Below are 11,256 nucleotides of genomic sequence, written 5' to 3'. Positions count from 1 at the left end.
CCTGGCACCTGACGGCCGCGGCGGACGGGGGCGGGTCAGTGGTCCGCCGGGGCCGTGCCCTCCTCGGCGGCCGAGGCGCGCAGGAACTCGGCCGTCTGCCGGTCGGCGGGCAGGAACGTCTCCACGGCCAGCTCGGACACGGTCACGTCGGTGGGCGCGTTGAACGTGGTGACGGCGGACAGCAGGGAGAGCGTCCGGCCGGCGTGCTCCAGCAGCAGCGGCAGGGCGAACGCGGCCCGCTCGCCTGCAGGTTCGTCCGCCGGCAGCCCCGGCGGCGGCGGATAGCCGGCGACCTCCTCGTACAGTTCACGCAGCGGGGCGTGCCGCACCAGGGCGAGCTGCCGGTCCAGTTGGGCCAGCAGATGCCCCCGCCACTGGCGGTAGTTGCGGATGCGGGGCGCCATGCCCTGCGGGTGCAGGGTGAGCCGCATGGCGTTGAGCGGCGGTTCCAGCAGGTGCGGTGCCACGCCGTCCAGCAGCAGCGGCACACCCCGGTTGGCTGCCAGCACGGTGTACGTGCCGTCCAGGACGACCGCGGGGTGGGGCTCGTAGCCGGCCAGCATGCGTTCCAGGCCGTCCCGGAGCGCGCTCAGCGAGGGATCGTCCAGCGGCGTCTGCGGGTAGCACGGGGCGTAACCTGCGGCGAGCAGCAGGGAGTTCCGCTCCCGCACGGGTACGTCCAGGTGGTCCGCCAGCCGCAGCAGCAGTTTCCTGCCGGGCCGGGTGCGGCCGGTCTCGATGAAGCTGATGTGCCGGGCCGAGGAGTCCGCCCGGTGCGCCAGTTCGAGTTGGCTGACACCCGCCCGCTTCCGCCAGCCGCGGAGCAGCGTCCCCACCGTCATGCCCCGACCCTAGACCGGCCCCGTTCCGGCCGTCGCCGTGCCCGGGCAGGTGTCCGCACACGGCGACGGCCCGCCGGATCCTTGCGGATCGCGGCGGGCCGCCGGTCGTAGCGAGGTGATCAGCCGGTCACGAGCGTGAGCCCGTACTGCGACAGGATCGGGTTGATGGGCTGGTAGAACGTGGTGCCACCGGTCCGGCAGTTGCCGGAACCGCCGGAGGTCACACCCTGGGCCATGCGGCCGGAGATGTAGGAGCCGCCGGAGTCACCGGGCTCGGCGCAGACGCTGGTCCGGGTGACGCCGGAGATGGTGCCCTGCGGGTAGGTGACACTGGTGTTGTGCTGCTGGATGGTGCCGCAGTGCCAGCCGGTGGTGGAGCCGGAGCGGCACACCGACGAGCCGACGGGGGCCTGGGTGGAGCCGGCCACGTTGTAGCTGCTGCCCTGGACGCGCGGGGTCGGGGTCCAGTTGCGGTTGACGGCGACCCACGCCATGTCACGGCCGGGGAAGTAGGAGGCCTGGAAGGTGCCCTGGGCGACCCGGTTGTAGCCCTGGGTGGAGGCGCCCGCCCGGCCGCAGTGGCCGGCCGTGGCGAAGCCCGGGGTCGAGCCGCGGCGCACGGAGAAGCCGATGGAGCAGCGGCCGGAGTTGTTGATGTAGTACGCCTGGCCGCCGACCAGGTCGTAGAAGGTGCGGTACTGCTCGTCCGACTGGACGATGCGGACCGCGTCCGCGTCGACGCCGCTGGCGGCGACGAGCTTCTTCGCCTTGGCGGGCTTCGCGGCGTTGACCACCACGCTGTTGGACTTGACGTCCACGTACCACAGCGAGGCCGCCTGCGAGTTCTGCTTCGCCGCTGCCTTGTCCAGCTTGGCCACCGCGGCTTCCAGTGACTTCAGGCTGTGGTCGACGACCTTGGCGGAGGCGCCGCGCCGTTCGATCGCGGCGGCCTGGCCGCGGTCGGTGGTGGCGACGACGAGCTTCGCCGACTTGCCCGAGACCCAGGCACCGCCGTAGCGGCTGCCGAGGTCCTTGGCGAGGGCCGGGGCGAGCTTGCCGGCCTTGGCCTCGGCGACGACCCGGGTCTCGATCTGGGCCGGGGTGAGGCCGAGATCGCGTTCCATGGCCTTGAGCATTCCGGCGGGCATCTTCGCCGTGACCTTGGCTGCGGGTGCCTGCGGTGCCTCCAGCGCGCCCGCGGTGGCGGGAAGCGTGGTGATACCGAGCGCGGCGATCGCAACGGCTGCCGAGGCGATCACACTGCGTCTGTGGAGCATGGGGGTTCTCCTCAGTGTTGGGGGTGCAGGCAGAAACCTAGCCGGATATGCCGATGGCGTGTACACGCCAGTGGATCCCTCTTGCGGTGTGATGGAACCGGATTCCGGACAGTCACTCGGCGGTGCCGTAACGTGCGTTGGCCTCCAACCAGCGCACGTAGCGCGGATTGCGCCTCGCCGCCTCGCCGTGCACCTGCCGGGAGTGCAGCGCCACGGTCGGGGCGCCGACGGCGGCGGGCGAGTCGGGGTGGTGGCCGACGAGGTGCCGCCAGCTCAGCGGGGTGCCGGTGAGCGGCATGGTGACGATGCCAGGCGTCGGCGGAAAGGTGGCCCGGCACAGGCCGACCGCTCGCCCGACCTGCACCAGGTGCACACAGGAGGCGGTGTCGGTCTCGAAGATGCTGAGCGGGGTGAAGCCCGCACGGGTGCAGGCCGCGGTGAAGCAGTCCCCGAAGCAGCCGTCACCGGGGGCGTTGGCCCAGCGCTCCTCGGCGAGTTTGCCGAGGTCCAACTCGCCTTCACCGGCGTGCGGGTGGCGTTCGGACAGCATGACGAACACCGGGTCCCGTCCCACGGACTGCCAGGTCAACTGGTCGGCGGCGGGGGGCGAACTCTCCCCGCACACCCCGATGAGGGCGAAGTCGAGGCGCCCGGTGAGCACCAGGTCGCAGATCTCCGACACCGACCAGGAGGTGACGGTGCCGACCGGCGCCTCGGGATGCATGCTCGATATTCGGTCCACGAGCGCGCCGAGCAGCGGACCGTGCGTGCCCCCGATGCGGAACCGCAGGCTGTCGCCCCACGTCTGGGAGAACCGCTGCGCGTCCTCCTGGAGCTGCCGCATCGCCGGCAGCAGCACCCGCGCCCGGTCCAGGACGAGCTCACCCAGCGGCGTGGGACGTGCTCCGCCGCGATCCCTCACGAACAGCGCGCCGCCCAATACCCGCTCGATCCTTTTGAGCTGTGCACTGAGCGCTGATTGGGCGAGCCCCAGCGAAGTGGCCGCCCGGGTGAGGCTGCCTGCCTCGTCGATTGCCCGAATGACCTTCAGGTGCCGCAACTCCAATTCCATGGGGCGAAATTACGGCCCCCGATGGGTCGGGGCAATACACCTTTCACTCAGGTTCTGCCCGGGCGTGCGACGGCGCCGCCACCGTTCGTACCGGTGGCGGCGCCGTCGCACGCGAGGGTCAGGACTTCGGCATCAGCACGGAGTCGACGAGGTAGACGGTGGCGTTGGCGGTCTGCACGTTGCCGCAGACGACGTTGGAGTCGTCGTTGACGGTGTACTCCTCGTCGGAGCCCGCCGTGGTGACCTTGCTGGTCTCCAGGGTCTCGAACTCGCCGTCCTCCAGGTCCGCGGGGGCGAGGCGCTCACCGACGACGTGGTAGGTGAGGACCTTGGTCAACTGGTCCTTGTCGGCGAGCAGCGCCTTGAGGTCGGCCTCGGGGACCTTGGCGAAGGCGTCGTTGGTCGGGGCGAAGACGGTGATGTCCTCGGCGCTGTTCAGCGTGTCGACCAGGTCGGCCTCCTTCACCGCGGTGACCAGCGTGGACAGGGCGGGGTTGTTGGACGCGGCGGTGGCGACCGGGTCCTGGGCCATGCCGTCGAAGCTGCCGTCGCCGTCCTCGGGCACGGCCGTGCAGCCGGGGCCGAACGGCGCCTTGGCCTGAGTGGCCTCCTCGGTGGGCCCGTCGGTGGCGTCCTGCTCGTTGTTGGCCGGCGCGGTCGACTCGGCGGAGGCGGTGTCCGCGCTGTCCTCGGACGAGCAGGCCGTCACCGCCAGCGGCAGCACGGCGGCGGCGGCGATGGCGACGATGCTGCGACGGATGCGGATGGCGTTCATGGTTCTTCTCCTGGGTGTGTCGTGGAACTCCGCTGCGGAGTCCCGCGGGGGCTGCTGGGGCGGTGTGACGGTGATGGCGGCTCAGTTCACGTTGACCACCACCGAGTGCCGCCCGGTCGCGCCGTCGGGGATGGTCCCGACGCGCTCCGCGGTCTGGGTGCGGCCCCTGCCGTCGGTGGCCCGCACCTCCAGCCGATGCCGCCCGGGGGTGGCCGGCCAGTCCCAAACCCACTGCCGCCAGGTGTCGGCGGTCGCCTCCGCGGCCAGCGTGGCGGTGCGCCACGGGTCCTCGTCGACCCGCACCTCGACCCTGTCGATGCCGCGGTGCTGAGCCCACGCGACGCCCGCGACACGTACGGTTCCGGCGTCGAGGGAGGCCAGGGGCTTGGGAGTGTCGATGCGCGACTGGGTCTTGACGGGTGCCTCGCGGCTCCAGTCCCGCTTGACCCAGTACACGTCGAAGTCGTCGAAGGTCGTCAGTTCCAGCTCGGTCAGCCACTTGCAGGCCGAGACGTATCCGTACAGGCCGGGCACGACCATGCGTACGGGGAATCCGTTGCGGAAGGGGAGCGGCTCGCCGTTCATGCCGACGGCGAGCAGCGCGTCCCGCCCGTCCAGCACCGTCTCCACCGGGGAACCGAAGGTCATGCCCTCCACCGAGCGGGCCACCAGCTGGTCGGCGGGTCCGCCCGCCGAGGGTGCCCGCACGCCGGCCTCACGGAGCAGGTCGGCCAGCGGCACGCCGATCCAGCGGGCGTTGCCCACGTAGGGCCCGCCGACCTCGTTGGACACGCACGTCAGCGTGATGTCGCGTTCCACCAGGTCCCGGCGGAGCAGGTCGTCGTAGCTCAGGTCGAGTTCGCGCCGCACGCCGCGGCCGTGGACGCGCAGCCGCCAGCGGGTGGCGTCGACCTTCGGCACGACCAGGGCGGTGTCCACCCGGTAGAACTCGCTGTTGGGGGTGGTGAAGGAGCTGAGCCCGTCGATCCGCAGGTCGGCGCCGCGCGGAACGGGCGGGGCCGGCGACGCCGGACGGGGCAGTACGACGTCGGCGCGGGAAGCGGCTGCCTCGGCCCCGCTGGACGCGTTCAGGCGCCGACCCAGAACGCCTGCGCCCGCCGAGGCAGCCGCGGTGGCAGTGGCCGCGACCACGAACCCTCGCCGGTCGAAACCGGCGGCGGCCTCCTGCCGTTCGGGGGTTCCCCCGGGCTGTGCGTCACCGCTGACGGGGAGCTGCCGTAGGCGTCCGGCGAGGAAGTGGAGCGTCGCGGCGCCGGCCAGGGCGCCGACCACCGAGGGGACGGCGTCCGACGCGCTCCCGTCCGGTCGGCCCGTCGCGGCGAGGGCACCGACCAGGCCGAAGACCAGCACGCCGGCCGACGCGGCGCGCCGGTACCGCAGTGCGAGCAGCCCCAGGGCGACGCCGAAGAGAGCCAGCAGCACCAGGATGCCGCCCAGCAGCACCACCTTGTCGGCATTGCCGAAGGTCCGCACGGCCCAGTCCTTGACCGCGGCCGGCGTGCTGTCGATGACCGCGCCGCCGACCGCGGTGACCGGTCCGGCCTGGCGGCGGACCGCTGTGGAGGCCAGTTCGGCGACGGCCAGCGAAGCGCCGCCGGCCAGCAGGCCGCTCAGTGCGGCGGCTGCGAGCCTCAGCCGGTTCCCCGGCTCCGTCGGTGCTTTCTTTCCTGTCACACCCCCCATTCGGCACTGAGCGTTCGGCGGATTGGCCCCTCACCCGAAAGAATTAATCCCTGGATGATTGAACGAAATGCGCGCTCCGGACCAATCCGCCGTTCCGGCGGCACCGAATATCCGCCCGCGATGCCGGCAGGCCGCCTACAGGACGGGCGTTCGGCCGACTTCTCGGGAAAACACCGTGCGGGGGAAGCCGGCGCCGTTCAGGGGCGCCAGTAACCGAGCGCGTGCACCCGCTCCTTGGGCACGGCGGCCTCCTTGCGCAGGTACGTGGAGAGGGTCCGGGTGGTCGTGGTGTCGCAGGCGATCCAGAAGAAGGTGTCGTCCGTCCCGGCTGCCGACTCCGCCACCGCCGCCCGGACCCGGGACGCCAGTTCCGCGCCCGCGTCGCGGCGCGGCACCCGGTGCAGCTCGTGCCGGGCCGGGTCCAGGCGTATCGGCAACCGCTCGTCGGACGGGTGGTCGGTCTCCAGCCAGACCGTCGCCGGCACCGTCGGGGCCGCGTCGAGCAGCGAGTTGATCGCCGGGACCGAGGCGGCGTCACCGACCACGCACAGCCGGGAGGGCAGCGGATCGGGCAGGGCGAAGCCCGTGCCCTGCACCGTGGCGTCGATGGTGTCGCCCGGTCGGGCGGAGCGGGCCCAGTCGCTGGCGCACCCCTCGTGCAGTGCGAACTCCAGGCCGAAGGTGCCGGCCTGCGGGTCCGGATCCACCAGGGTGTAGGCCCGCTGGTGCGGACGGCCGGCGTTGTCGAACCACAGGCGGACCCACATCGTCGGGTGCACGCCGGTCGCGGCCAGCATGCCGCCGTCGGTGAACCGCAGCCGCCGGTAGCGTTCGGTCACCTCCTCGTTGTCGGTGACGGTGCACACGAAGTCCTTGCCGCGCAGCAGCTTCAGCACTACGCCTTCCCAGCCGTGACCCATCGGTTCGCTCCCCTTCGTCCCGGAACCCGCCCGGCCACGTTGCGTCCGGCGCCGTAATTCCATAAGTTAGGGCAGCCTAACCTAAAGATCAGCGGGGGTCGTGTGAGCACGGAAATCTGCAGGGACGAGTGGGGCGTGCCCCACCTGCGCGCCGGGAGCGCGCGTGAACTGGCCTACGCGCAGGGTCGCAACGCCGCCGAGGACCGCGCGTGGCAGCTCGAGGTCGAGCGCCACCGCTCCCAGGGCACCACCGCCGCCTTTCTCGGCGCGGACGCCGTCGGCTGGGACCGGCTCGCCCGGCAGTCGCGACTGGACGACACCGCCCGCCGCTGCTTCCGCAGCCTCGACGGGGAGACCCGGGACTGGGTCACCTCCTACGTGGACGGCGTCAACGCGGGCCTGCCCGAAGGTGCCGCCCGCGCACCGCAGTTCGCCGCAACCGGACTCGCCCCGGGCAGTTGGCGGCCATGGACACCGCTCGGTGTCTGGCTCTCCACCCACCTGCTGTTCGCCGGCTTCCCCACCAAACTGTGGCGGGAGGAGGTCGTGCGGCGGCTCGGCCCGGGAGCCGTCGAGCTGTTCGCCACGGACGGCCCCGGTACCACCGGCAGCAACGGCTGGCTCGTCACCGGTGACCGGACCGCCACCGGCGCGCCACTGCTCGCCGGCGACCCGCACCGCTTCATCGAGGACCCCGGCGTCTACCAGCAGATCCACCTGGCCTGCCCGGAGTACGACGTCGTGGGGCTGGCCGTGCCCGGAGTGCCCGGCATCGCCCACTTCGGCCACACCGGCCAGGTCGCCTGGGCCATCACCAACGCCATGGCCGACTACCAGGACCTCTACCGGGAGCAGCTGCGCCGCCGCGGTGACGGGCTGGAGGCACTCGGGCCCGACGGCTGGCGGCCGGCGTCCCACCGGGTGGAGCGCATCGAGGTCGCCGGAGGCCCGCACGTCGAGGTCGAGCTGATCGAGACCGACCGCGGGCCGGTCGTCATCGGCGGCCCGGACGCCACGGACGCGATCAGCCTGCGCTGCCCGCCGAGGGTGCGGCGGGACCTGGGCTTCGGCGCCCTGCCCGCGCTGCTGCGCGCCACCACCGTGGACGACGTGGACCGGGCGATGGACCAGTGGGTGGAGCCGGTCAACGTCGTGCAGGCCGCGGACACCCGGGGCGGTCTGCTGCACCGCGTCGCCGGCCGGGTCCCGGTGCGCTCCCGCGACAACCAGCTCCGGGTGGTCAACGCCTGGGACGCCGAGCACACCTGGCGCGGCTGGCACGGGCAACTGCCGCGCGAAGCGGTGCACGGCGTCGCGGTGATGGCCAACCAGCGCGGCCAGGCCGCTCCGCTGGGTGTGGAGTTCGCCCCGCCGCACCGCGCCGACCGCATCCGGGAACTGCTGGGGCGCTCCTCCACCTGGACAGCCGAGTCCATGGCGGCCATCCACACCGACACCCACCTGGAGTCGGCCCGCCCGCTGCTCAACCTGCTGGACCGGCTGGAGCGGCTCAGCCCGCCCGGGGCGGAGCTGCGCGCCCGCCTGCTCGCCTGGGACCGCCGGATGGACGCCGACAGCACCGACGCGACCGCCTACGCGGAGGTGCGGGCGGCCGTCGTGCGCCGGTTCGCCGCCGAGCCGTCCCTGGCGCCGCTGGCCGGCCCGATCGACCGGCCGGAGACGTTCCAGCCGTGGCTGGCCCTGGGGCCGCGGATCGCGTTCGCACTGGAGAACCTGCTCACCACCGCGCTGCTGCCCAACATCGACCGGCTCGACATCGTGCGGGCGGCGGTGGAGGAGGTGGCGGCCCGGGACGAGCAGCTCCCGCCCTGGGGTGAGGTGCACCGGCTCGTGCCCTGGCAGGCCCGACCGACGGCCGAGGCGGCGGAGCGGTGGCCGGGGCTGGGCGGCGATCTCGACTGCGTGCTGTCCACCTCGAGCGTGCCCGGCTACACGCACCTCAGCGCCCGCGGCCCGGCGGCCCGCTTCGTGTGGGACCTCGCCCGGCGGGACGACAGCCGCTGGATCGTCCCGCTCGGCGCCTCGGGCGTGCCCGGCGACGCCCACCACCGCGACCAGCTGCCGCTGTGGTCGCGTGGCGAACTGATACCCGTGTGCACCGACTGGGAGCACCTGACGAAGGAGAACCATGCCCACTGAGCCCAACACGCGGGTCGCGGTCTACGAGAACACGATCGAGGGCTTCGGCACCGTCCGCATCGTGCCGGTGGATCCCGCGGCGGACGTGGACGTCATCCACACATGGGTCGGCCAGGAGCGGGCCCGTTTCTGGGGGATGGGCGACGCGGACCGCGAGCGGGTGCTGGAGATCTACTCCTACCTCGACTCGCTGACCACGCACCACGCCTATCTCGTCCTGCGCGACGGCCGCCCGGTCGCGCTGTTCCAGACCTACGAGCCGGCGGCCGACCCGGTGGGCGAGTGCTACGACGTGCAGCCCGGCGACTTCGGCGTGCACCTGATGATCGGCCCCGCCGAGGGCGGCACCCAGCGCGGGTTCACCGAAGTGCTGCTGGGCGAGTTCGTCAGGTGGGTCCTGGCCGAGCCCGGCCGGCTGCGCATCGTCGCCGAGCCCGACGCGCGCAACACCAAGGCCCTCGACCGCCTCGTCCGCTCCGGCTTCGAGCTGGGCCCGGAGGTCGACCTGGAGGGCAAGCGGGCCCGCCTCGCCTTCCTTCGACGCGAGGTCGCCCTCGCGGGCCGCTGACACCGGGCCCCGACACCGGGCCGCGGCTCGTCACCCGGACGGGGCGCGCGGGGTCAGTCCAGACCCCGGGCCTGCTTGAATCGGGCCAGCCCGTCGGACAGGTCGACGATGGGTCGCGGGTAGTCCAGCGTGTCCCGGTCCGGGCCGGACAGCTTCCACGGCTCGTGGATGCTGCCGCCCGGCAGGTCCGCCAACTCCGGCACCCAGCGCCGCACGTACGCGCCGTCCGGGTCGAACCGCTTCGCCTGGGTGACCGGGTTCAGCACCCGGTTGGGCCTGGTGTCGGTGCCCGTCCCGGCCATCCACTGCCAGTTCAGCTGGTTGTTGGCGACGTCCCCGTCGACCAGCAGGTCGAGGAAGTGCCGGGCGCCGACGCGCCAGTCGACGTACAGCGTCTTGGTGAGGAAGCCGGCCGCCAGCAGGCGCCCGCGGTTGTGCATCCAGCCCTCGTGCCGCAGCTGGCGCATCGCCGCGTCCACCACCGGATAGCCGGTGGCGCCCTCCCGCCACGCGTTGATCTCGTCCTCGGCGTCGTCCTCGGTCCGCCACCGGTCGTGCCGGGTGCGGAAGTCGGCGGCCGACGCCTCCGGGCGGGCCGCCAGGACCTGGTGGTGGAAGTCCCGCCAGGCCAGTTGCCGCACGAAGGCCTGCGCACCGGCTCCGCCGTGCGCCTGGGCCCGGTGCACCAGCTCCACCGGGGACACACAGCCGAAGTGCAGGAACGGTGACAGCCGGGACGTGGCGTCCCCTGGCAGGTCGTCGTGCCGGTCCGCGTAGGCGTCCACCCCGTCCTTCAGCCAGCGCCGGACGTGCAGCCGTCCCTGCTCCTCGCCACCGGCCGGCAGCGCCGGGGAGGTGCCGGGCACGTCCGCCGAGGACGGCAGCGGCACGGAGTCCACGTCCGGTACCGGCACCCGGCGCGGTGCGGCCACCGGTTCCCGGACGCCGGCCTCCGCCCAGCGCCGGAAGTACGGCGTGAACACCGAGAAGAAGTGGCCCCCGGACGGGGTGACGGCACCCGGCGGCAACGCCGTCACCACCGCGTCGTGCACCCGCAGGCAGCACCCGTCCGCTTCGAGTGCCGTCCGCAGCCGCTCCTCGCGGCGCTGTGCGTAACCGCTGACCCCGGCGGCGACGTGGACCGCGTCCGCGCCCGTCTCCCGCACCACCGCACGGACCTGCTCGACGACCGCACCCGAACGCAGCACCAACCGCCCGCCGCGCTCCCGCAGCCCGGCGTCCAGGGCCGCCAGCGAGTCGGCGAGGAAGGCGCGGCGGTTCGGCGCGTCGTACCCGGCTGCCCGGACCCCGGAGTCCAACACGAACAACGGCACCACACGGTCCGCCTCCGCCAGCGCGGCCCGCAGCGGCGGATGGTCGTGCACCCGCAGGTCGGACGTGTACAGCACCACGGACACACTCACTCGGCTCAACCCCTGTGCTCGCTGACGTTCTGTGCGCACCCCCCGGTCGAATCGGTGTCCCCCGTGCACCGGACGGATCAGGCGGTGGGGAACTCCATGACGGCCAGAGGCTCCGAGGTCGGCTGCGGTGAACCACCCGCAGGCTCCACGGTGATGCCCATGCCCGAGGCTTCTCCCACTCTGCCTTCCAGCAGCACCGCCTCACCGGACGCAGCCGACGGCATGAGACCGGCCGACCGCATCGTGCCGTTGTCGTCGAACCACAACTGGTACACCCTGTCGCCGGGCGGCTTGGGCATGCCCGACGCCAGGAAGGCGGCCCGGTCACGTTCCTCGGACACCACCACGGTCGCCGTCGCCCCACCGGGCAGCCGGTCGGTGCCGATGCGGGCGTCTGGTGCGGCCAGCACCTCGGCCAGGTCCTCGGTGCGCTGCTGGGCCTGCTGCGCCTGCTGCCGGGCGTCCTGCGCGGACTGGTACTGCCACACGGCGACCCCGCCGAACGCCGCCGCGG

10 protein-coding genes are annotated in these 11,256 nt (G+C 72.9%); 2 read left to right on the top strand and 8 right to left on the bottom strand.

The genetic code is table 11. From position 1 onward, the window contains the following. Nucleotides 1-35: 35 nt before the first annotated feature. From ACYVE9_RS07065 to ACYVE9_RS07040, 6 genes are all read right to left on the bottom strand, one after another. Complete coding sequence (locus ACYVE9_RS07065; protein WP_461026866.1) at nt 36-842, bottom strand: helix-turn-helix domain-containing protein; 807 nt, start codon at nt 840-842, stop codon at nt 36-38. Between the two features lie 119 nt (nt 843-961). Next, on the bottom strand, nt 962-2,119 hold the full coding sequence (locus ACYVE9_RS07060) for a S1 family peptidase (protein ID WP_461026865.1): 1,158 nt from the start codon (nt 2,117-2,119) through the stop codon (nt 962-964). A gap of 112 nt (nt 2,120-2,231) precedes the next feature. Beyond that, complete coding sequence (locus ACYVE9_RS07055; RefSeq protein ID WP_461026864.1) at nt 2,232-3,191, bottom strand: LysR family transcriptional regulator; 960 nt, start codon at nt 3,189-3,191, stop codon at nt 2,232-2,234. A 118-nt stretch (nt 3,192-3,309) separates the two neighbouring features. After that, nucleotides 3,310-3,966, bottom strand: coding sequence for a fasciclin domain-containing protein (locus tag ACYVE9_RS07050; protein ID WP_461026863.1), 657 nt, complete (start codon nt 3,964-3,966; stop codon nt 3,310-3,312). Nucleotides 3,967-4,047: 81 nt separating this feature from the next. Further along, a complete protein-coding gene (locus tag ACYVE9_RS07045; protein ID WP_461026862.1) occupies nt 4,048-5,670 on the bottom strand; it encodes a molybdopterin-dependent oxidoreductase in 1,623 nt (540 codons plus the stop codon). Between the two features lie 197 nt (nt 5,671-5,867). Next, a complete protein-coding gene (locus tag ACYVE9_RS07040) occupies nt 5,868-6,590 on the bottom strand; it encodes a siderophore-interacting protein (RefSeq protein WP_461026861.1) in 723 nt (240 codons plus the stop codon). A 102-nt stretch (nt 6,591-6,692) separates the two neighbouring features. On the opposite strand from ACYVE9_RS07040, the gene ACYVE9_RS07035 reads away from it, so the two are divergent. Next, nucleotides 6,693-8,750, top strand: coding sequence for a penicillin acylase family protein (locus ACYVE9_RS07035; RefSeq protein ID WP_461026860.1), 2,058 nt, complete (start codon nt 6,693-6,695; stop codon nt 8,748-8,750). After that, entirely contained in the window at nt 8,740-9,318 is a 579-nt protein-coding gene (locus ACYVE9_RS07030; RefSeq protein ID WP_461026859.1) for a GNAT family N-acetyltransferase, read from the top strand. The genes ACYVE9_RS07035 and ACYVE9_RS07030 overlap by 11 nt, the downstream gene beginning before the upstream one ends. 53 nt (nt 9,319-9,371) lie before the next feature. Here the strand turns inward: ACYVE9_RS07030 and ACYVE9_RS07025 are convergent, their stop codons facing one another. Both ACYVE9_RS07025 and ACYVE9_RS07020 read right to left on the bottom strand, forming a co-directional pair. Then, on the bottom strand, nt 9,372-10,742 hold the full coding sequence (locus tag ACYVE9_RS07025) for a cryptochrome/photolyase family protein (RefSeq protein WP_461026858.1): 1,371 nt from the start codon (nt 10,740-10,742) through the stop codon (nt 9,372-9,374). 77 nt (nt 10,743-10,819) lie between these two features. Continuing rightward, nucleotides 10,820-11,256: anti-sigma factor (locus tag ACYVE9_RS07020; RefSeq protein WP_461026857.1), on the bottom strand; the 437-nt coding region annotated here is incomplete at its 5' end.

Source organism: Streptomyces sparsus, from assembly GCF_054776295.1.
The sequence above is the reverse complement of the archived record's forward strand: the minus strand, read 5'-3'. Positions and strand labels throughout refer to the sequence as shown.